At 64.6% G+C, this 25,306-nt stretch carries 2 protein-coding genes; both read left to right on the top strand.

Annotation, left to right across the window (positions count from 1 at the left end; translation table 11 throughout):
• Nucleotides 1-14 precede the first annotated feature (14 nt).
• Entirely contained in the window at nucleotides 15-1,613 is a 1,599-nt protein-coding gene (locus LBK75_02590; protein MDR1157180.1) for a LuxR C-terminal-related transcriptional regulator, read from the top strand.
• A gap of 299 nt (nucleotides 1,614-1,912) precedes the next feature.
• The coding region (locus LBK75_02585; protein MDR1157179.1) for a PKD domain-containing protein at nucleotides 1,913-25,306 on the top strand (23,394 nt) is incomplete at its 3' end.

Here is a 25,306-nt window from a genome sequence, read left to right as displayed (position 1 = left end):
GCAAGGAGGCGGAGATGGAGCGGACGCGTTTACACCGCGCGCGGGCGGTTTTGACACTCTGTTTGTCAATGGCTTGGGTCAGTGTCGCGGCGGAGATGCCGAATTTTACAGACGGGAGACCGTCTTTTACCGGATACCTGACGCTGCAGTGCGTCGTGGCCGGGCTGGTGCTCTGGGGAGGGCTTGAGCACGTGCGGCCGGCGCTGTTTGCCCGGTGCGGCGCGCGCGCGCCGCTCGCGGCGGCTATGCTGTGTCTGCTTTTGCCGCTGGCGGCGGGATCTCCGCTGTATGTTCCCGCCACGGCCCTGTATGGGATCTCCTGCGGTGTTTTCCTCGGCTCGTCTCTGACAGGGTATCTCGACAGCGGCGACACCTGCGGAAGGCTGGTAAAAATTGGTATTTCTGCAGGTGTTTACACCACGGCCGTCTACCCCTTTGGCGTCGCATATACGCTGCTGGCGTCGTGGCTGCCCGCCGCCGCGCTCAGGTTCGGCGCGTACATTCTCCTCTGCGTTCTGGCGGTCCTCGTCGCGCGGCTGCGCCGCGACCCGGTTCAGGCGGCGAGCACGCCGCCCGAGCTCCCGCCGTACGGAAAACGGCGCGGCGTCACCGCCGCGATGCTGACGCTCATCGTCCTGTTTACGGTGTTCAACCATCTGCTGCTGGTCGGCGTGCTGGAACAAAACGGTGGGACGTTCCGCGCCCCGTGGGTCTACTTCGCAAATGTGGCGCTGCGCCTGCCGATGGGATTCTTGATAGGGTGGTTTGCCCATCGGGGGCGGTGGTATTATGCGGTGGGGCTGCCGCTGGCCCTGATGGTTGCCGGCTGCGCGGTTTCCCTGGTCTCGGGGGGCGGCCGCGTCGGCGACACTGCGATGCTCGGCGTGTTCAACTGCGGCGGCGCGGCCTTCGTCATGCTCGTGCACGCGCTGGGTATGCAGGCGGCGCTCTGGCGCGGGCGCAGAGCGCTGGCCGCCTCGGCGGGTTCGCTCCTGCATTTCACGCTGACGTCGTTTTTGAATGTGGACGCCCTGCGCATTACGCCGGAGTTCTTCGGGCGCGTCATGCGCCAGCCGCTGACCTTTTTGGTGATCGTGAGCAGCCTGCCGCTGTTCCTGCTCATCATGATCGTTTTGGTCAATCACAAGCTGATGACCGTCGCGGATACATTTTTCACGTTACAAGCAAACCCCGCGCCGCTGCCGGCCCCGCGCGAGCCGCCGCCTGCCCCTGCGGGAGACGAGCGCTTTTCGGCCTTTGAGCGCAGGATTGCCGCTTTGCTGATCGACGGCCTCTCTCAGAGCGAAATCGCCCGGAGGCTTCATCGGCCCGCCGGTGAGGTGCGGGAGACGCTGCGCGCGCTCCGCGACAAGGTGGACGGAAACGACCCCGACGTGCGTGCCGCCGCCGCTCTTTCGGAACGGTACAAGCTGACGCGCCGGGAGACCGATATGCTCCGCGGTCTGCGCCGAGGGCTGACAAACGCCGAGATTGCCGCCGAGCTGCAGCTGTCGGAGGAGACGATCCGGATCCATGTCCGAAATCTGATCAAAAAGCTGCCGGTGGAGAACCGCCAAAGCGTCGCGGCATGGGTGGAGTCACAGATCGACTGAATACGCACAAGACACAGAGCCGCGCCGCTCATCCGGCGCGGCTCTGTGTCTGTAAAAAGACGCGCGATGGGTAGAATTGTGCAAAAATTAACCCTGCTTCTTTTCGGGGATCTGTCGTAAAATATGTACGTAGAAGATGGGAAATTATGCTCCCAACGGTACAGAAAAATGACAGAAAATGGAGTGAACTCCGTATGAGAATGCAATTGGGCACGGAACATCGCGCCCCACCGGCACGGCTGAAAAAAGGCCTGGCTTTGTTTTTGACGCTCAGCGTACTTTTGGGATGTTTTTCCACAATGACGGCGGCGACTGCCGCCGAGCGGCCCACGGTCGTTCTCACAGGCGACGTCTATATGACGTTTGATCGGCAGTGGCGGGAGTATCTCTATCCCGCCAAATTCACGGTCGCCGCCGACATCGATGAAACGCTCTCGGCGGAGGGCTATCGAGCCTATTATACCTTCCGTTCGGAGGGGCGCGCCGCCCCAGACGAATCCGCGCTGGTTCCGGGCGACTGGACCTTGTACACCGACCCCTTTGACGTCACGGAGCGGGGCGCTGTGTTCGCCGTCGCCGCCAGAGCGGGCGAGGACGGTAGCCTGACGGCCTATCCGGAGACGCTTTCCTCGCTCTGGGTGATGATGAGCTATCTGGACGCCCCCATGCTCTGGAGCCCCGACGCGATCTGGGACGCGGCGCTGCAGCAAAATGTGTACCGGGTGGCCCCGGGCAGTTTCATTGGGATAGACGCGTGGCTCCCCGACGGGGGCGGCGCCGGCGAAGTCTGGTACACGTGGGCGGTCAACGGCGCGGTCCCGGCGGAGCCCGCGCCAGACGCCGTGGGCGCCGTCCGTGCAGACGACGCCATGGTGCAGATCCCATACGAGGCCTTTGCGGCGGGTGTCCAGGAGTCTGTCGCCTCGATCGCGGTCAAAGCCAAGGCCTTTGTCACGCTGGACGCGGGCGGCGGCGCGTCCTCCGAGACGGCGGCCTGTACCTTTGCCGTCATGACAGCCGCCCCGGTCTTCGCGCTGGAGGACGGGGCCGTCACGATGACCGCAGCCGGCGGCGGCGACATCCACTACACCCTGGACGGAGGAGACCCCCAAAACGATTCCGAAGACGTGTACCGATATACGGCCCCACACCCCGTGGACGACAGGCTGTCGTATTGTTTCACAGCCCGCGCGTACGCCGGCGGAAGCTACGGCGCGGCAGGCACGTATGCGGTTCTGGCCAGTGACGCCTCGGGTTATCCGCTGCCCCCTCTCGCCAAGACGTACTTTGTGGCCGGCAAACAGGGCGGGCATTATCTGTCCCAACGGTTTCGGCTGACAATGGACAGCCCGGCAAGGCTCAGGTTTGACGCCTATCTGTACAACTCCGACTGGACACTCACGCGCGTGGGTGCGGAGAGCGGCGCCGACACATGGCAGCCCTCATACTCGTACGCGGACGGCGGTTATGTCCACGAGACTCCCGTGCTGACGCCGGGCGAATATCTGTTGACCGCCGCCTCCGGGCACACACAGTACAGCTACGAAAACGACCCCGCTTACGACAGCGGTTATGTCTTCTATGAACTTCTTTCCGCCGACCGACTCACGTTCAAGATAGGCGCGTCTGCGAGCGAAGCGGCGAAGCCCGTGGCTTTCGGCGCGTGGGCAGCCGACACATACGTCAGTATCGAGGGCGGCCTGGACGGCGACGCGATCGACTACACGACCGACGGCAGCGACCCCCGCACAAGCGCCACGGCCAAGCAATATGTCGCGGACAGCAGTGTAAGCCGCCCGAAGATCGGCAGAAACAGCGGCATCTACGCCCTCCACGTGAAGGCGGCGCTCCGGCGCGCCGACGGCAGTTACGGAGAGGTGTATGAGAATAAATTCATCGTCAACTACCGTACGGGCGACAAGGTCTACGGCGGACTCGCCGGGGCGTATCAGGGCGGTCTCCGGACGGCTGGCAGCATCGACGATGGGGCAAACCTCCTGATATACAACCCGGACTACGACATCCTCGACCTCGAAAACGACATAGACTTCCTGCACATCTACTACACCGTGGGGGCGTCCGCCAGCCTGCCTCTGCCCTGCACGGGCTTTGACACGCCCGCGGCAGCGGCGTACGCGTACGATTGGAGAGACCCGCCCACGCTGGCGGAGGCCGCTGCCCAGGCGGGCGTCACGCCGGGGCCGAACAGCGCCTTCTACATCCGCGCCGAGATCTTTCTGCGGACAAAGGACGGAGCCGGGGTGGGCAGCTATACGGCAAGCGGCGGCGAAGGCAGCCGTGTGAACATACAGCCCGCCCGGCCCACGGTGCGTCTGGCCGACGGTGAGGACGGCGCCAAGATCATGAGCATCACGCCAGCCTACGAGACAAGCGTCGTCACCTACAGCCTGAGCCGGGATTACAGCTATGCCGCCAACCAGATCCCCTACACAGAGCCGGTGACCGTCGACAGAAACGCCATCCTCCGGGTCAGGGGGACATGGCCCGACGGAACCGGCGGCGCTTGGTCCGAACCGCAACGTATCTGGCTGGGCGGGGCCCACGATTTTGCGGTGCCCGCCCTCGACGCGGGCGCCTACTACCCGAGCGCGAGCACATACGTCGACGTACCGGTGAATGGGGATAACCCGCAGAGCTTCACCGTCAATGTGCCTGCCGGGCGGAGGTACCGGTTCACCCACATTGCCTACGACAGCGCCCAGAGCCAAAGCGGGGCCTCGGTGGGGCTGGAGAAATGGGACGGCGGCCGGTGGGCCGTACAGGACGCGAAATGGATTGATGTGCTGACCGCAAACCAGGGCATCGCCCCCGCCCTCACGGCGGGCCTCTGGCGATTCACCGTCACGTCGGAGGGCGGCGGCCTGAGCGATGTGAGTTTCCGACTGTACAACGCCGAAAACGAAGGCGACTACACCTACCCGCCGCTGACCGGTCTGGCGGCGACGCCCACGGACAGCGACATCCGCATAGGCCTCATCGGTCTCACCCTGACCGACGCGGCCGTGTCGGAGATACAAAATACGCTGCGGATCTATAAAGAAAGCCACGCCTCAGCGGCCTGGGCTGTCCCCACGGCGGCGGAGATAAGGACCGCCCTCGCGTGGGGAAGCGACAAGATTTACCGGTATTATCTCTACAGGCAGGTACAAGGCAACGCAAACTACAGCAGCGTGTACAGCGGTGTACCCGCGGAGGGGGTCTACGCCGACAGTTCGGTTCCCACGGGTGCCTCGTGCCGATATTACGCGGTTGTGGACCTCAATTTTTATTCGGATACAAACGCGTTTGGCTGGTTGGCGCAGATCGACGGCAAGGACTGGCTGAGAACCGCGCCCGGCGGCGCCTATGTGTCCATGCTTACGGACGAGGACGGCCCGACGCTGACGGAGATCGCGGCCGTCACGCCGGCGGGCGCGCCGGCGGACAGCCTGAACCATGCCGTAAAATTCAGCGTAGACGCGTCAGACAACCAGTACCTGGCGGGAGCGGTTTGGGAATACAAGAAAGCCGCCGACCCGGACAGCGCTTACCAAAGTTTCAAGACGGACAATTGGAACGCATACAACGACAAAACCCACACGTTTACGGCGAGTCTGCCACCCGGCAGCGCGTTGACGGCAGGGGAAAGCTACGCCGTCAGGGTGCGGGTCACCGACAAGAGCGGCAACGAGAGCGTGAAATTGCTGCCGCTGACGGCGAGCGCCGACCCGACGGTGGAAAACATCCGGGCAGCGCCCGGCAGTTCCTCGCTGACCGCCGCCTGGGACAGTTTGGGGGCGGGCTGGACCTATACGGTGCGATTCCTGAAAAACAACAGCCCAGTATACTTCTCCTATGAGTACAACACATCGGGCGGCACATCGAACGTCTTGGGCGCCAGCGGCCTCGCGGCCGCCGGCCTGACGGCGTGGTTCGATCCGGACAAACCCGAACACCAGGGTCTGACGGTCAGCGTCGCCGCCTACGCCGCATCGTCCGGTTATACCACCGTGGCGTCCGTCAGCGCCGAAACATATGCGCCTTCGACGGATACCGAGGCGCCGGCGGTGAGCATTGCCGCGGATATCGCCGGCGCGGACGGCGCCTCGGTGTACGGCGGCAAGTCCGTCACGGTCAAGCTCAGGGACGACAGCTATGCGGACAAGGCGGCGCTGTCGATCGTCGCGCTAAGCGGGGACGGACAGGAATCCGCCGTGCCCGGCGCCGAGGTCACTCTTTACGCCCAGACGCAGAGTTACGTCCACCAGGAGATCAGTCTCTACCACACCTACGACACCACGATCCTCACAGACGGGGTCACTTACAGGATGAAAGCGGTGGGGTACGACAGGGCGGGCCATGCGGCGGCCCCGGTTTACGGCAGCGCCTTCACCACGATCAACGGAACCACCTCCCACTATACATACCCCAAGCTGACGGGCCTTTCCGCGGCGCCGACCGAGAGAGGATTTATCTTCAACCCCGGTCAGCTGGCGTACGCCGACAAGGCCAAAGAGGAGCTCTACCGATACCTGAAAAACGACCGCAATTTCACGAGTCTCACCATGGAGGAATTGGAGGCGTACCTGACCGGCGGCGTCAGCGCATACAGAATCTACAGCTATCTGGGCAGTTCCTCGGGCTATGCAAACGCTGTCGAGGTGCCCGCCGACAGCCTGGACGAAACCGGCTGTGTGGAGGTCCCGATCAGTTTTTCAGAGGCCAATCCGAGGATGGCGGGCTATACGTCCTACGGAAGCCTTGTCCTGCCCGGAAACAGGTACTCCTTCGACGTGCAAATCATCTATCCCGACCCGGGTACAGGTTCTTCGGACTGGAAATATTACCTCTACTACGCCACCTATACCGCCGATTGGCGGCGCACCGCTCGTACCGCTACGGCGAGCATCCTGGACGATACCGCCGCGCCGTACATATCGCCGATCCTGGGCCCCACCGAGGGCGAGACGCGGTTTTTCAACGCCCTCACGCCGTTTTCCGTACAGGTGGGCGACAACCAGCTGGTGGCCGATGTGGCGTGGTCTTACAGCACGGACGGTTCCGTCTGGGTGGACAGGAGCGCCTCCGATTGGATACGGGTGTGGGACGATGCAACATACTTCTCGCGGGCGGAATCGTATCTCACCGACGTGCCGTATTCTCTGTTTTACGGGGCGGCGCTGACAAGCGGAGCCACCTATTATGTCAAGGCCGTCGTCACGGACTGGACGGGCCATATGTCTGAAACCTCCGGGGCGTTTGTCTTCGGCGACATGGAGGCCCCCTCGGGGCTGACCGTCGTGCCCGCCAGCTCCTCGATCGGCGTCGGCTGGACGCCCGTCGCGAATCCGGGCGGCGCGCCGTATCGATACCGGGTCTACTGCTATGTCAAGGACCGCTATGATACGGAAAACAACTGGTATACATTTTACGATACGGAGGCGGGGGTCACCGCTTACAGATTTTATCCCACTTTCTACGAGACCGGCGATTTCCGTTTCCGGGTGGCCGCCCTCTCCGCGGACGGGGCGGTGGGACCCCTATCCGGATTTTCGGCCTATGCGAAGGCCGGGGCGGACACCGAGGCGCCGGCGGTGCAGTTCACCGGCGTGTGGGACGAGCGGCGCTCGTACAGGGGTACCGTCAGCCTGACGGGTAGCGCCCTGGACGACGGCGCCCTTCAAGATTGGAAAATTCAGACATACACCGCGCCCGAAAGCGGCGAGCCGACGCTGGTCTACGACGGCGCCGTCACAAGCTTTTCTGCAAACCGCCACAGTACTGTGAATATCAATGCCCAATTTGACACCACGCAGCTGGCGGACGGCGCATACAGTCTAAGGATCGCGGTCGCCGACACGGCGGGGCACCGGACCCTGTCGGCGCCCCGCTTGATTCAGATTTACAACGCCGCGCCGGAGGTGGCGGACCTGACGCCCACCGGGCACTTCGCCCTGGGCGGCTACGGCGGCACGAACGTGACCTTCACATGGCCGGACGTGTCCGGCGCGGACGGAGTGGACCATCTGGTGCTCTGGTACGCGGCGCCCAAGACCGCAAAAGAGGCGTCCGCCCTTGTGGCGGCGGGCGACACGCCCGCCGGCGTGTTTTTCTCACAGAACCTGACAAAGACAGCCACCGCCTATACGTACCCCTACAGCCTGGTCAAGGGGCAGGCGGCGGTGGTCGCCGTGGCGGCGGCGAATGAGCTTGGGTCTGTATCCGCCCCAAAATTTGCCTGTGTGACGGCGGAGGCCGACGTCTATTCAATCCAGTACTATGTCGATGAGATCCCCGGTGGGGACGTGCTTCAGGGCAGTACCATCAGCGTTCGGGGAACCGCGTCCGTGGGCACGGCGGCCAACACCCCCGTCTACCTGATGCACCGGGGAGAAAGCGGCTATCTCCGGAACGGCTATACAGACGTGAACGGCCATTTCAGCCTTTCGTACACCATCCCGAGCAACAATTTCAAATGGACCGGGCCCCAGGTGCTCTATGTGCTGCTTGGCGCCGGCAGCGAGGACAGCGGCTACGCGAGCGCCAATCTGACGCTGCCTCTGCCGAGGCTCACGGACGAAACCGCGCCCGTGATCACCGGGGTGATGCCCCAGACGAACGCCGCCATCGGACGCCCGGAGGACAGCGCCCAGCTGCTGAAAATCACCGCGAGCGACAACTCCGGCGCCGTGGCCGGCTACCGCGTGCAGTGGACCGAATACGGCGGAGCGAAACAGCGCTGGACCGAACTTGAGGTGGCGGACGACCCTCAGGGCGCGGTCATAGACGTGAGCGCCATCTACACGTCGCAGGAGAACGTATTTTTACGGGTCATGGCCTATGACGGGGACGGAAACATATCCCTGCCCTACGAACTGACCTACGCCATAGGCTTGCGCGGCGTGCCCGCCCCGTCAAACATCATGACGGCGGGCGGCGAGCACAGCGTCACCGTGGGCTGGAACCGGGTGACGCGCGTGGACACGGAAGCGTACAGCGTGTACAGGCAGGAGCAGCGCCCCGGCGGCGCCGTCGCGGGCGAGGAGGAGGCAAACGACGGCTGGGTACAAATCGCGGCCCGCACGTCCGACAACATATACACCGACCGCGGCGACGGAGGCGCGGGGCTCGACCCCACGCGACTCTACCGCTACCGCGTCGTCACCATCAGCAGGGCGGGAGACGTGTCGGAGCCGAGCCCGGCGTCGGCCTGGACCCTGCCCGGGGCGCAGAGAGGCGCGGCCACCGTGCTCTACCTGGACCCCTTCAGAGGCGCGTCTTTTAACGGGATGCTGCCTCTGACGGCCTATGTCGCGGACCGCATAGGGCTGACCCAGGTGGTGTTTGAATACGCGTATCTGGGTGTCTCCGTGCTGGCGGAGCCCGCCGATGTCCCCGAGGAAAACTGGCAGCCCCTGGCGACGGTGGGCAGGGAGGACATCGAAGAGACAGAAGTGGACGGCGCCCTGCTGCCCCCGGGCTGCAAAGCGTTTGCCGCCCACGCCGTCCTGACTGTGGCGCCTGTGGAAATCACGGAATACTTCGCCGTCAGGGTCAGGGCGTTCAACTATTCCAGCGACGAAGCCGTCTATCTCTCCCAGTACACGCTGGACAACGACCCGCCGTCGCCCGTGAGCGGCGTGACGGCGACGGACGAGATGAGCGGCGGTGCGGTGGTCGTCACCTTCCACGCCAGCGGCTCGCGGGACGTGTACCGTTACGACATATACCGGGGCGCGACCAACTTGCCGTCCGAGGCGGTCAAGGTAGGAGAGACCGCGTCCACGGCCTACCGTGACACGGCGGCGGACAGTGTGCCCCGATACTACTGGGTGGCGGCCGCGGACAGGGCGGGCAATCTGTCCCCGCTCACGGGCGGCGCCTCCGCCTTTGCCACGGCTGTCAGCGACACGGCGGTCCGGTCGGTGGACGTGCGGGAACCGTATATCACCGCCGGGGACAGCGTCGGCGTGGAGGTGAAGGTCTACAACGCCGGCCCGGCCAAGGCGGGCGGCGCCGTGACGCTGTATATGTCCCGCGACGGCGGCGCCGACGAGGAGACGGCGTCTCAGACACTGACCCGGGCGGCCGGCAGCCTGCTTGCAGCCGGGCAGACCCGCACCCTGACATTCAACGCGCCGATCTCACTGTCTGAAAATGCCGTGAACATAAAATTTGCCGCCGCGTTTGTCAATGACGACGACGTCGGCGCGGAGGCATCCGCCGACAACAACTACCGTGACGGCGACGTCTTTACCCTAAACCACAGACCGGTCCCGGCGTTCACCCTGGCGGACGCGTATCTTTCCGGCGAGCAGATCCTCTTTGATCCATCGCAGACGTCGGACCCGGACGGGGACGCGTTCACCCTGGTCTGGTATTTTGGCGACGGCGCGTCGAGGAGCGCCCAAACGCCGGTGGACCACCGCTACATGAAACCCGGCGTCTACACGGTGCGGCTGAAGGCCACCGACGCCAAGGGTGCGTGGGCCGAAACCTCACAGACCGTCACCGTCACAGACAACCGGCCCGACATCTATGTCAAAGAGATCTCGGTGTACAAACAATCGGACGGCGACGAAGACTGGGTTCTCGCCGACAGATACGAGGACGCCGACGGTGCATGGGGGCAGAGCTTGTCCGGCGCACAGACCGCCGAAGTGTCCGAGGGAGATGCGGTCAGGGTGTCCGCCCTGATCGCCAACAAGGGCCTGGGCGACGTGCCGGCCGCGCTTTCCTTCTACAACACGTTCCGGCTCAACGGCGGCACCCGGCAGGAGACCCGCATGACAGAGGGCGGACTGCCGGTGGGTGAGGCGTATGCCAAGAGTCTTGACTTTGTCTATACCGCGCCTAAGGGCGCACAGGTGATCCAGATACGCGCCCGAGACATCGTGAACACCATAGGAGAAACCGACGACTACGTGAATGCCAACAACAACCGTCAGGTGGTGCTGAACGCCGCCCAGACGCAGTTCCCGGACATCGCCGTGACGGGTGTTTCGTGGGTCAATGCACAGACCCTGGACCAGAGCGTGACCGCGTTCTCCACCCAGGACAAGGTCTGGTATCGGGCGGTGCTAGGAAACGCCGGCGAGGCCGCGGCGTCGTTCCTCCTCACGCTGTATGTGGACGGTGAGGCGGTCGCGTCGAAGACGGTTGCCAGGGCGCCCGGGGCCTCCGGAATGGAGACCTTCGAAGTGACCCCAACCGCCGGGGCGCACGCCGTCGTCATCGCGGCGGACGATCCGCAGCTCGTGGAGCTTGTGACGGACAACAACCGCGCGGCGCTCATGACCCCGCTCTTTGCCGTGACGGAGCCCGTTTTGACCGTGAGTCCCCTCGTTGTCAGCCCCGCGGGCACGGAGCTTGCTCAGGGCAGCACGCTGCGTTTTGACGTGCAGGTGGGCTCCGACAGCAGGATCGTAACGCCGTTCAAGGTCTGCTTCTACGTGGACGGCAAACTCCTAAAGACCGTGTCCATGGCCAAAAACGCAAATGGCGTCGTGCTGTCGGGCGGCGGCGAGAAGAAGCCGGTCTTCGCCGAGTGGAAGGTGGCGGACGGGGTTCACGACATCATGGTCACAGCGGACCCGGAATGCGCCGTGGTGTCGGAGCCTGTCACCGTGCGCACCGTGACCCAAAACGTGTCCGTCGTCAAGCCGGACCTGTGGTTCTCGGACGTCTACTGGGCGCCGGCGGATACGGTGGATTGGGGCAGAGCCGTCAGCTTGGCCGCCTATGTCTCCAACCGCTCGACCGCCACACTGTATACGAAGTACGCCATCGGCGTCTACTGCGCCGAAATCACAACGGACATAGACGGCCGCGACGTGGTGGGGGCCTTTGTCAAAGACAGGGTCTATCAGTACGGCGGTCTGCAGGGCAACAGCACATCGCTCCAGATGCTCGAATGGACCCCGGCCAAGTCGGGCCGTTTTGTCCTGCGGCTGACGCTCGAAAGTCTGCCCGGCTCCGATTTCGACACCACCTGTTACACCGCCCCCTGGGAGCAGACTCTTACTATCAAAGACGGCATCGTCTTTGCGGTGAATCCGAACAAGAACGGGGAAAACAACGAATTCGGCGCCAATATGTTCCTGTCGTCCACCCCGTACATCGATGTGACGGCCGGCATCGCACTGGCCTCCCGCCAAACTGTGAAGCTGACGGCGGGGCAGGGGGCCCAGGTCGTCGCCTCGATATTGGACGCGGAACGGACCTATGTAACGGCGCCCTTGAGCGACATGGGAAATAATGGAAATTTTGCCGTCCAGCTGCTCACCGCCGGTCTCAATACGGGAAACTATGTCCTGCGCTACGAGGCGTCGGCGGGGGGTTATCACGAGACGTACGAGACAAACATCACGTTCATCGGCACGGTGTCCGGCCATGTGGAGACACCGCGGGCGGACTACGCCGCGGGCGATCAGGTGGTCGTCAGCGGTTGGGTCACGGAGGACGGGCAGCCCTTCGCGGGCCGGACCATCGTGCTTGAGATGGATCTGGAACCCTCGTACCGGCGGCAGCCAGACGGCACCGTGGTCATCCGGGAGGAGGGAAGCGAGGGCGGAGAGATCTACGACTGGTGGCGCGGGCAGAAGATTGTCTTTCTCACCTCAGACGCGAACGGCCAGTTTTCCTATGCCTTCCGGCCGGAGGCGAAGCAGGCGGGCCGATGGAACGTGTCGGCGTATGCCTACGAACGAGTACAGGGTACGCACATAGCGGGCGGCTCCTTTGAGGTCTACGGCCTTGAGGCGAGACCGTCCAAGGTGAACCTGACCGCCTCCAAAGGCACCGACTTCCAGGCGGCCGTCACGGTGGTAAACGGCGCGTTTGACGGGGCGTTCGGCGGGCTCACAGGTCTGTCGGCGGTACTTGTAAATCCCCATCAGTACCCGGGCGTCGTCGTGTCCCTCGATCAGTCCAGTGTGCCCGAGGTGCTGCCGCCGGGCCAAGGGGCGGGGTACCCGGGCTCCGTGGGCGCGTTCGACCTGATCTTCAATGTCAGCGCCAGGCTCGACGCGCCGGACGAGGCGTCCTACACGGTGGAACTCAGCAGCGTGGAGGGAGCCCGCGCCACGGCGACGCTGAACCTGTACCTGAGGCCGGGGATCGCGCTGCCCGTAGCGGTCCCTTCGACGGTGACGGCCGCGGCCAACCCGGGCCAGTCGGTGGTCAAGACGGTGACGGTGAAGAACAGGGGCGTCGCGCCCATGCAGGGTATCTATCTGCGGCAGTCCTCGCTTTCCTTCGTACACGCCCAGAACCTCTCCAAGACCAGCCTGCAGCCCGGGGAGAGCCTGACCTATGACATCGTGTTTGCGCCCACGGCGGACACCGCGCTCGGGAAGTACCAGGACAGCGTGGCGCTGACGAACGGCGTGTTCACCGCCACCGTGCCGGTGGGGCTGGAGGTCAGCGACCTCACGTACGGCGCGGCGGGTCTCCAGATCACGGACGACTTCGGCAACCCGGTGCCGGGCGCCCGGGTGGACGTCTATGGGCAAAAGGCCTATGTCCAATATGTGGACGGCCGGGAGACAGTCTACTACCAAAACTTCACGGCCACGGCGGATGCGGCGGGCTATGCGGAATTCGCCGATAAACCCGTGGGCCCATACGACTTTACCGTCACGGCAAACGGGAAGAAGAAGGTCACAGGTGCGCTGGACATCATGCCCTCCGAAACTGTCGCCCTGACGGAAGTGGTCATGGAGACCCTGCCGGTGGAAATCACCTGGACGGTGACGGAGACTACGATCGTGGACGAGTACGAGATAGCGATTCACATCGATATGGGCGTGGTGATCCCCACGCCCAAACTCGGCGCCACGGTGCCCTGGTTTACCATAGCCAAGAACGTGGACCGTCCAGTGATGCTCTCGGTGAACATCGTGAACAACAGCCTGATAGACGTGGAGGACGTGACGGCGGGGCTGTATGCCGCCAGGGGCAAGAACTACAGCGGCATCTCCGTGGCGGGCGGAAATTACATCGGAAACATCCCCGCCATGGGGTATAAAACCGTCCAGCTTTTGGTCATGCCCGGGTACTACGAGCTCGCCGCCAAGCCGGAGGCGGAGCTCTACCTGATGGTGGAGGGCAGCTATGTGTCCTTCGACCGGGAGACCGGCCTGCCGGAATACCCGGTGAAGACCACAGGGGTGCGCATTCCCATCTACAATCCGGGCGCGAGCCGGGTGAATGTGGACACCACAACCGCAGACAACGAGGGCGGCGGAGCGGTGACGCTGGAAATGCCGGAGGGCCTGGAAGTCGAGGAGATCGCGTACATCCTCTTCCCAGACGAAACCGGCGTACGGATCCCGGAAGAAAAGCCCGACGGCGGCCAGGTCTACGAGACTGTCAAAATGGAGCTGAAGCAGACCGCTTCGTTGGAGCGGCAGGCCTTTGACGCCGAGCTGACCATCACCAACAATTACCCGTCCCAGACGCTGAGCAACGTGTCCGTGCAGGTGATAGTCGAGCGCGCGGACGAAAACGGCGTGCGGATCGACGCGACGGACAAGATGTACATCATCCCCATCGGCAGCATGGCATCCTCGGTGCGGCCGGGGCAGACGGTGACCATGAGCTGGAAGCTGGTGCCCGGCGACGGCATGGGCGGCGAGCGCCCGGAGGGCGTCGTGTACACCGCGCGGGCGGCCATCGTCTACGACGTCGGCGGGGAAATCATCGAAACGAGCACGCAGGCGGAACCCATCACCATCCTGCCCCAGCCAAATCTGACCCTCAGCTACTATCTGCCGAAGACAGTGTATCCCAACAAAACCTTCCGTTTGGGCGTAGAAGCGGTGAATAACGGCGCGGGGGCCGCCAAAAATCTGACCCTGGATTTGAGCCAGCTCGAAATCACCGAGAACCAGTCCGGTCTGAAGGGCACGTGGTCCGTCGTGGGCGCCAGCTTTGGATCTTTCACACCGGGCAGCTTCCGGTTGAACCTGGGCGATATACCGGGCACCGGCGATGTGGACGACGAGGGCCGGCCCGCCCAAAACATGGTGTGGGGCTACTACACCATCCGGTGGGAACTGCCCACGCTGAACCTCGGCGACTTTGCGCAGGATGAGGTGTACGGGGAGATCCGGAATTTCTCCGCCACGCTCACCCACAGGCCCTACGCGGGCGTGACGCTGAATCCGCTGATAACGGACGTCTTCACCTACGTCGTCGGACAGGAGGATGTGCCCGCCCTGTCCGACGACGCGGGCGGCGGTATGAGCATGATCATGGGCGCAAACGGCCTGCCGGCCTTCGCCAAGAACCTGACTACCAATGTGACGGTGCAGGTGTACACGCCCTGCGGTCTGGCGGGCGCCTACGACCCGGCGGCGGCGGCCATGCACTTCTTCGCGCCAGCGGAAAACGGCGCCGCCGCGACAGTACCCCACGACAGCCAGACCGCGGCGGAACAGGGCATGCGGTTCGGCATCTATATGCTCACCGAAGCCGACGCCCAAATAGGCGCGCCCATCGCCCAAGTGATCCGATACGACACGCCCCCCGAAGGACGGGACATGACGGCGGATCCGGGTGTGACGCTGAGTGGTGGTAACTATTGGAAATCAACCTATACAAATGACGAGGGCATAGAGACGGAGTACCTCTATGTCGTGGACGAACTCCGCCGGGACGGCGCCGCCGGGGACATCCTCCCCCGGTGGTACACAGTCACCTACGGCGCGGGGGGTGAGCTCTCCGAACTCAAAACCTCGCAGATCACATATGAAAAGAGGCCCATGACAGACGACCTTGTGAGAATGGCCACCTTCTCCGAAACAGGCAGGCCCCACGACGAGGGCGACACCGTGCCGATGGAGATACAAGTCAGGCTCACAAACCATGCCTTCCATCCGGAGACCGACACGGTGTACTTCTACGCCGCCCGGGTCTTTGACGGGGTGGTGCAGGCGTATGAACAGATCGGCGCCGATACCAAAACCGTGCCGGCCGAGGGCACGGCGCTGCTTGGCGCCGCGTGGAACCTGATCACCGAGCAGGTGGAAGCGGGCGTCTACAGCATCAAGGCCAGCCTGTCCTCCAACCCGCAGGCGGACGGTCTCACGGCGCAGGTTGCCGTCAATGCCCTGCCCGTGGCGGACGCCGGGATCGACTTTACCGTACCCGTCAAGACCGCGTTTTACTTTGACGGGTCCCGGTCCTACGATCCGGACGGCCGCATCGCTCTGTATCTCTGGGAGTTCGGCGACGGCGCCTCGGCCTACGGCCCCGCCCCCCAGCACACGTACCTGGCCTCGGGGACATACATCGCCACCTTGTACGTGATCGACGAGTACGGCGCGGAAAATGTCCGCGACACCGCGGGCTATGTGAACATAGACGGCGTGATGCGGCCGGCGGATTCCGCCAAGGTCCACGATGTGATGGTCACGGTGACGGAGACCCGTCCCGATCTCATCATCAAGCCCTCGGACGGGCTGACGGTGACGGGAACGCCCGCTTCGGCAGGCGGCACGGTGCGCATCACGGCCGTGGTCGTGAACGACAAGCCCGCGCCGGTTCGTGACAACTTCATCGTCACGCTGTATGTCGACAACCAATACCTGACATATAAGACGGTGAACCTCTCTGACGATGCGCGCGGCCTGTACAAACCCGACACGGACAGCCATGAGCTCAGGCAGGGCGACGAGGTGACGGTGACGTTCGACTACACCATGCCCGACAGCCGCTCCCATGTGGTCACGGTCAAAGCCAGCGATATGTCACTGCGGATCGACGAGGCCGACCGGTACAACAACGGGCGCAGCGCCCTCATACAGGGCTCGGCGGGGGTGACGGCCTTCCCCGAACTGGTGCTGACCGACGTGAAGGTCGGTGGATTCGCACCCGACGACAGCGGGCTGGTCCATGAGATAGGGGAGGACAACACCCTCGGTTACGGCGAGACGCTCAGGGTGACCGCCCAGGTGAGAAACACCGGCGATTTGGCCGCCGAGGGCTTCGCGGTGACGCTGTTTGAGGACGGCGTCTTTGTCGGGGCCTGTGACGTGCCTGGGCTGAACCCGGGCGCCTCCGCGGACGTCGCCGTCGAATATGCGCCGATGACAGACGGCAAGCGGACCCTGACCTTGACGGCGGACGGACCTATCTCAAAGATTGTGGAGCGGAACAAGGACGACAACGAGGCCCGTATGACGCTGGCGCACCTCCACATCGCGGCCTCCGATCTGACCGTGACCGGTGTGACGATGACAGGCGGCGCCCCGGCGGGCGTGCCGATTGTCCTGACGGCGGCCGTGGAGAACCTCGGCGAGGCGGCGGCCGGCGATAAGATCGTCGTGAACTTTTACACCGGCAGCCGGTTCATCGGCGCCGCGACCAAAAACGGCGGTCTGGCGGCGGGCGCCAGCACGGCCGTGACATTCCAATGGATGTCGCCGACGGCGACGGACACCATCGTGGCGGTTGTAGATCCTCAGAACCTCTATCCGTTGGACGACGCGGCCAACAACAGCTTTCTGCTGGCCGCCGAAGAGGGGGCGCTCCTCACGGGCGGCGGCCCCCGGGCGGCGCTTGTGGTGACGGACGTCGCCACACCGGTCGGTGTGGCTTACGGAGACAGCGTCGTCAGCGTGATCACGGTGAGAAACGACGGGGCCGGCGCGGCTTCGGCGTTCACAGTGTCTCTGTTCGCGAACGGGGCGCTGGCGGGGGAAGCGGACGTGGCCTCTTTGGCGGCCGGCGGCCGCGCGGACGTGCCCATCGCGTGGACGGCCGACAAGACCCCCACGGGCGCGTACGAAATGGCCGCGGTGGCGGACAGCGCGTACAGGGTCGTCATGGAAAGCAGGGACGGCGTGTACTACACCGCGACCTTGGCGGTGGCGGACGGCATTCTGGCGGAGCTCCAGCCGGTGACGGGCGCTGCCCTGACGGCCGACGTCCGCAACGAGATAAAAGTCGGCGTCCGTGCCTCCAACCGGAATGCGGTGGTGGGCGGAGACGCTTCGGTCCGTGTCAGTCTCCTCGACAGGGATACGAACGCGGTGGCGGCGGGGCCGTTTGCCGGCGTCTACGCGCCGGGCACGGCCACATACGACGCCGTCCTCGACCTGACGGGCGTGACCGTCCGTGAGATCGGCGCGGAGGGTCTCGGCGGATATACCCTGGCGGTCACCGCTTCGTGGACGGATGGGGCTTCGCAGACGCAGTACACAGCCGGCGACAGGGCGGCGGTCTCCGTACTTGCTCCGCTCGGCGTCACCGCGGCTGTGGACAAAACTGTCTGCGAAACAGGCGACGCCGTGACGGTCAGCGGGCAGGTCAGCGGCGTGGAAGGCGAGACCGGCGTCACCATACGCGTCGTCGGAGACAGCGTCTGGGCATTTGAGGGCCGCACCGACGCGAACGGTATCTTTACCGAACGCATTTCCCTGCCCGCCCGGGCGGGCGGCGGCGTGGCGGTCACCGCCGAGGTCAGGAGAGGCGCGGCCGTAAAAACGGCCACCGTACCCCTCTATGTAAAAGGCCTGTATCTCGGCGCGGGGGACCGGCAGACCCTCACGGCGGGCTTTGCCGCGGATACCGAAGGCCACCTTGAAAACATCGGCTACACCGACATGGACGGGGTGACGCTGACGGCGGCGGTGCGCCGCGCCGGCGACGGCGGCGGGACTTTGCCCGCGGTGAAGTTCAGAAGTCACGGCAACGCCTATGTGATCGGCGGCGCCGAGGGGATCGACTGCGGCCGCCTGGCCGCCCGCGCGCCCGGGGCCTCCTCGGCGGATGCGTACGCTTCCTGCGCGTTTGCCTACAGGGTGGACGCGGCCAGCGTACCGGCCGGAGACTATGTGCTGACGCTGACGGCCCGCGCCGCGAGCGGCGCCCCCGGCGTCCCGTCAGAATATACCAAAATTTGGGAAATATCACTGACCGTGCAGGAAGCCATGGGCGACTGGGATGTGACGCCTACGGCGTCCGAAGGCAGCGGTTTTATGAGGACTGACGGCGGTCTGTCCTGGCGGCAGACCGTCCGGCCCGGCGAGCGGGTGTCCTCCGCCCTGCGCATTGTGAACACGGGCACGGCCGACCTGACGGACGTCACCGTGACCACCCCAGAAGATTTGCCCTGGATCACGGCGGTGACGGCGGGCACGGACGTGATCAAACCTTATAAAAAGGGCACGGCTTTCTCCGCCCAGGGCGGAGCCGCCACGGTGCAGGTCATCCTCGACGTGAACGAGGCGGTCCCCATGGGCGCCTATAACGGGTCTGTGAAGCTGACGGCGGAAACGGGCGCCGGCACCCTGGAGATGCGCATTCCCATCGCGGTATTTGTCAGCGCCGGCGCCGTGGGCAGCGCGGTCGTCGAATTGCGTGACACGGACGATGTGCCTCTGCAGGGCAAGACGGTGGTGCTGTACGGCCCCGTGGCCTCGGACTCCGCGCGGCCGGCGGCGTACAGGAGCAAGACAAGCACGGAGGGCGTCGGCGCGGGCGGCGTGCCGGCGCCGGGCGGTCTCGCGCGGTTTGAGAACATCCCCGCCGGCGCGTATGAGCTCAGCATAGAGGAAAACGGTTACAAGCCATACGGCGGCGCCTTCGCCGTCCAGGCGGCGGTCGACTTCGCGCCGGTGGTGGTCCGGCTGGAACCGCAGCCGTTTGCGTTTGTCATGACCGCGGACCGTGAAAAGAGCCTCTCTTCGGTCCTCGCCAAAAACAGCGAGTATGACGACGTCGTCTGGCAGCTCCTGTCCGGCGAGAGCTACAGCGGTGCGCAGCCCGCCCTGCGGGCGAATTTCCCCGCCGACGAATTCGACGCGAACTACAACACCGGGCGGATCTCGTCGCGTCTCGCCGTACAAAACCCGTATACACCCCCGGACGGAGCGCTGCGCGACGGCGACTACGTCCGCGGCGTACGCGTGTATACCGAGAGCTCCGACGAAAACTTTGACCCCGCCCTCGTGACGCTGCGCGCACCGTCCGGCGAGGTCTCGGAGCTCATGCTCGGCGATCTCGCGCCGCAGGCGGCGGCGGACGTCGTCTGGAGCCTGAACCAGGCCGCGCTGTTCTGGTACGCCTCGGTGGAGGATGTCTCCGAGTCCGTGTGGCGCGTGACGCTGCCGGGCGACCCGGCGGGCGGCGACGCGTACGCGGACGTGACGTGGGGCGGCCGCGCGGAAGCGCTCCGCACCGCATGGCTGGCAGAGAACGGCCAACGGGTGAACGGCGCCTACGCCGGGGCGGACAAGTACGCTGTGGAGGCCGAGAGCGCAAAGACGCTCCTCGTGACCGCGCGGACATACACGGACGAAGACGGCGTGACGCGGCATTACGGCGCGCCGGACGGCCGCGTGCCGAAGCTGGCGAGCCTCTCGGTCGATCGGGACGGAAAAACCGTGATCGGCCCCGGCAGCTATCAATTCAGTCTTGTCTTCGAGGGGTATATCCCGCTGGGGACAGACAGCGAAACCGGACAGGAGATCACACAGGCGGTGAAACAGCGCGTCCCGGTGCTGATCACCTACACGCCCGAGGGGTACTATGTGAACACCGACGCCGCGGTCCTGGTCTCTGATCTAAAGGTGAACGCGCTGTTCGAGGCGCCAAACGGCCCCCATTTCAAGTATTTCAACGAGGAATTCCTCGCCTCCGTGTCCGGGAACGCCACGCGCGCCGGCGCGGCGGGCGACGGTTTCCAGATCGGTTTCGCGCAGGACATCGTCTACGACGACAGCATGTCCAAACTGTCCGTCGCGTTCACGAATCCGTCGCAGCTTACGGCGCTGGAAGACGTCACCATCGAGCTCATCATCTCCGATCTGGCGCCGGACGAAAACGGCGAACTGGCCGACGGCGCGGAGCGGTTCAATGAGGCGTTCCTGGCCGAGCCGGTGATCCGGCGGGCCGTGCGGGTCGCCGACGCGAACGGCACGCCGGTCGACGCCGACGGGCTCCTGATCGAAGACGGCAAAATCGTCATCCCACGGGTGCTCGGCGGCGGCTCGTTCTCGGCGGATTTCCTGCTCCGCCCGACGGTACAGGCGATCGACCCCGAGTTCATCATTGAGCTGGTGCGCGAGGGAGAGCTGACCGAGGACGAGGCCTACGGCATCTTCGAGTGGATCGACACTCTCGCGGGTGAGTACTACGCGTGGATCCGGTACGGCTACACGCAAAGCGGCCGGGCGTATGCCGGGAGCACCGCCGCCGTGAAGCAGACGGCGGAACATTCGCCGGCGCTGTACACCACCTATGACGTGTACGAATCGCAGGAGGAGGACGGCGTCTGCTATCTGACGGCCATCGTCACGAACACGGGGCGCGCCGCCGCGAAGGACGTGCGGCTGAACCTGCCGAATCTCCCCGCGCTCGACGGGACGATGACAAAGCTCTTGGCCTCCGTGTGGTCGCGCGCGGACGAGGCGTATGACGAGGACTGGGAGACGCGTCCGCCGCCGGGCGTCATGGAGATCGGCACTGTCGCGGCGGGCGAGAGCGTGTTTGCGGTATACAAACTCCGGGCGCTCGATTACCGTGCGCCGGACGGTTTTTCCGGGCTGCGCACCCTGGCGAACACATCCGCGGGCGCGTCGTACATAGAGGGACTGAAACAGAGTTTCAACGCGTTCGGCGGCCTGATGAACATCGACGCGTACGGCGGTGCGCCGGCTGTCGAACAAAACCCGTTTGTGCAGGACACGCTCATGCGCTCCCTGTACGCGCGCGAGACGCTGGCGCAGCTTCTTCAGATGCTCGGCAACACGCTGACAGAAGAGGAAAAATGGGCGCTGTTCGCCGAGTACCCGGAACAGCGGAGTTTCGTCGGGCTGGAACAGAACGGCGATTTTGGCGTCGACGCGCTCTATGACCAGAACATCCACTCGCTGACGCACCAAGTGGTGGAATTCCTGCAGACGGCCGAGGAACAAGGCCGCATCGAACAGCAGATCAAGATTACGGATCTGGCATACAACGCCGCCGTGTTCGTTGGACTGAACATGATCTCCTCCGCCTACAAGGCGGCGAAAATCGGATACGGCACGTATAAAGCGGTCGGAACCGGCGGCAAACTCGGCCAGGCGCTCGCGGATGCCGGTGTGAGCGTGGGCAAAGACGTCGTCGCTTGGCTCCAGAAGCTCTGGGCGGCGCCGGGGAAACTGAAAAACGGCGTCAAGGGATACATCAAAGCGATCAAACAGCTGAAGGACGGAAAAAAGGCGCTCAACACGATGAAACAGACGGCGCGGGCCGTCGAAAAGCTCACGGACGAGATGGGAGATCTGCGAAAGCTCGGTGACCTCGGCGATCTTGGCAAACTCGGCAAAGAACAGGGGTGGCTCGAACTCGACTTCCGGCTGTTCCAGGAAGGCGCGGACGGGGTCGGAAACAGCGTAAAACTGCTCGAAGACAATGTCAAAGCCGTCGCGCAGCTGGCCAAGGAGGGCAAGGACACCGCGGCGCAAACGGCGGAGATCGGGCAGCAGATGGACACGGTCAGAGCATGGGTGCAGAGACATATCAACGACCTCAAGATCCTGCAATCCTTCCACCCAAACGAGATGGCGGCGCTCGCGCAGAGAATCGACAAATATAAGCAGATGCTCGAAAACGGCCTGCATACGCAGTCGGCTGTGTCCCGGGTAACGGCATACGCCGCCACAGCGCGGAAAACGAAGCGTCAGATGGACGCAAGCGAGCAATTCATTAAAGAATCCAAAGAATTCGAAAGCGATCTGCCGGCCGCCGTTTTGGATCTGGCTAAAAACGTGGGCAATGGCGCACGGGCGATGCTCGACGGCGACACCCCGACCGCGTGGTGGGCATTTGGCAAGGTCTCCGCCGTACTCAAACCGCTCTCAGGCCTCGTGGACGCGCTGGAGATCGCGTTCGGCTTCAAGCCGGAGGCGACCGCGGAGCTGCGCGCCGCGGAATCGATGGCCGGCGTGACCGGCGCGACGCTGACGTTCCTCAGTGCGTACGAGGAAGTGCTCACAAAGATGGTCGTCGACGAGCGAAGGAGCGCGGAGGAGATCCGCGGGCGGCTCCCGGCGGAGCTCTTTGACCTTGTGTCCGACGCGGTCGGCGGTATCGCGCCGGACGATTATGAGACGGGTTTTGACGTCGAGACGTGGGTCGCGCAGACGCTGGACAGAAAGGGCGAGCTGGCGGACAACAAATTCTGGGGCGGCGGCCCCCCGCAAAACGCCAACAGGGTGATTTTGTACAGGGATGAGTGGTTTGAAGGCATGATGCAGCTCGGGCTGAAAGCGTTCTTCTACGCCGCGCCGTACACAAAAACGGAATACAAATTCGTTTACCGCGTGGACGAGAACGGCGAGATAGCGCCGGAGACCGAGACGGTCACGACGACGACGTCCTATTACGAGGCGTGGACGGCGGCGTTCGAAGAACTGGACAAAATGGTCGAGCAGCTGGAGACCAATGGGGGCTCCCGGTTGTTCCCGTTCGCAAACTTCCCGGTGGAATCCCTGACGTACAACCTCGCGCGGCTCAACCGCCAGATTTCCAACATGGCGAGCCTCGGGAATCACTGGGGCGGCTATCAAAACATCCAATATTACCAGGCAAGCGCCGACAATTTCAGCACAGCCCCGTTCACGACAGCGGAAATAGACCTTCGCGCGTACAGAAAGGCCGCCATGTACGTCGAACAGGCGCTGACAAACTACGACGCGCTGACGGGCGAATACAGCACGTTCCGGAACATAAACTACGTCATGCGCGCTCTCTCAATCGGCATGGAGGCGGCGGGTCCGGCGCTCGGGCCGTACGGTACGGTGCTCGGCGGCGTCGCCAGCGTCGCGTGGGATCTGCTCAACGGCCTGTGGACGGACAGCCTGCGGCAGTCCGCGCAGATCCGCGCGGACAACGTGGGCTATAGGATGGGCGCCTCTGTGGCGGAGCTGCAGAAGCTGGCGGGCGCGGAAATCGACATGACACACGCCACCTCACAGCTTGTACATAAGGCGTTTGATCCGACGCTCATCGACCCGCCGCTGCCGGTCGACCTTCTGACGTTCTCTGTCGCGGACATCGCCGTGCCGGACGGGGAGAGCGCGGCGCAGGGCCGCGTGCTGGTGACATTCGGCAACAACCACACGGGTTTGGTGGAGGTCGCGCCGACGGTGCTTGTCTACAACAAACACGGATTTGTGACCGCCGTAGAACTCTCGCCCGTGGGCATCGCCCCGGGCGGCGCGGTCACGCAGGAGAGCGATTTCACGCTCCCGCGCGGCACGCTCACCGACGTGAGCGGCTACACCGCCGCGCTCTACTGGCAGACGTCGGAATCCGCGACAAATACGTACGCCCCGGCGGACGGGCCGTATATGACGCATTTCTACGCCGGCGGCGTACAGCAAAACGCGGCGCTGCGGCGCGAGGTCAGGGCCGGAACCATTGCCTCCGCGCCGGTTGGACAGACGGACGGCGCGTTGGAGACGACGTACGCCGCCGCACCGGGCAGGGAGCTGCGTTTTCTCTTGAAAGCCCCGCAGGGCGTCGCGGCCGCGTTCACGGTCACGGCGCCGGGCGGCGAAACCATGCCGGCACAGTCGTTTGACATGCCGGGCGACTGTGTCGTCGTCCCGGACACCGGCGCGGGCGGCGTGTACACACTGCGCGCGGCCGTCCCGGCCGGCTTCGGCGGGCGCGTCTCGGTGGAGGCTGTGGAATGCCCGCTGACGGGCCCTGTGCCCGAGGTCGGCATGGCCGGGCGTCTCGCGATCGGCGCGACGGAGCGCCTGCAGCCGGACGGCGCGTATGTTGTGGAGACGACGACGGGAGTGGCGGATATCTTTGTCGCCGAGTCCGGCGCGGGCGCGGGAAACGACCTCGGCGCGGTGTCGTTTGCGTTCGAGAGCGGCGAACCGGCGCTGCGCGGCGCGTTCCTGCGCGACAACCCGGACGCGCTCACAGACGACGCGGCGGCGCCGTTCATCGACGCCGCCTTGGATGCCCTGCCGGGCGGCTACGCCTCAAGTCTGTACCTGTTCGTCTCGCTCGACGACGCGGCGGCGAGCGCGGAACACACCGTGATAGACGCCCGCGGCCAAAAACGCCTCGCGGACGGCGTCTATGAGGCGGCGGTGCGCGTGACGTTTAGGCAGGCGGGCGCGGCGCTGAATCCCTATCTAAAATCTCTGCTCGGCGCGCTGGATGGCAACGGCGCCTGGACACTGCACCCGGACGGCTCCGCGACCTATACGCGAACGGTGCAGATCGAGGTCGGCCGCAGACTGCCGTCGGTCCCGACGATCGATTCCGTGGACGACGGCGACGGCACGGGCGCGGGCATGGTCAGCGGCACGGCGGACCCGAACACGCTGCTCTGCGTCGAGATGACAAACCCCGAAACGGGTATCCGCACCCTGGTGGGTTACGGGCAGGCGGACGCGGCGGGGCAGTATATGCTGACGTTCCTCCGTGCAGCGGCGGGCGGCGCGCTGACGGTTCTCTCGGTGTCCGACACCCATTCCTCGCGGCGGTCGGAAGCCAGGCTGGTCGCGCCGCCGGCGACAGTCGCCGCGGCGAACGCCGACATACAGACCGCCCTCGCCGCCATCGAAGGCGCCGCGCTGCCGGCCGTGGCGCAGGCGCAGGCGAACAGCGCGGCGGCGGCGAGCGCGGCGGCGCAGGCGGCGGTCGACGGCTTGTCTTTGCCGGCGGGTGTGACC

The organism is Oscillospiraceae bacterium, assembly GCA_031265355.1.
Lineage (GTDB): Bacteria > Bacillota > Clostridia > Oscillospirales > UBA929 > JAIRTA01.
The sequence above is the reverse complement of the archived record's forward strand: the minus strand, read 5'-3'. Positions and strand labels throughout refer to the sequence as shown.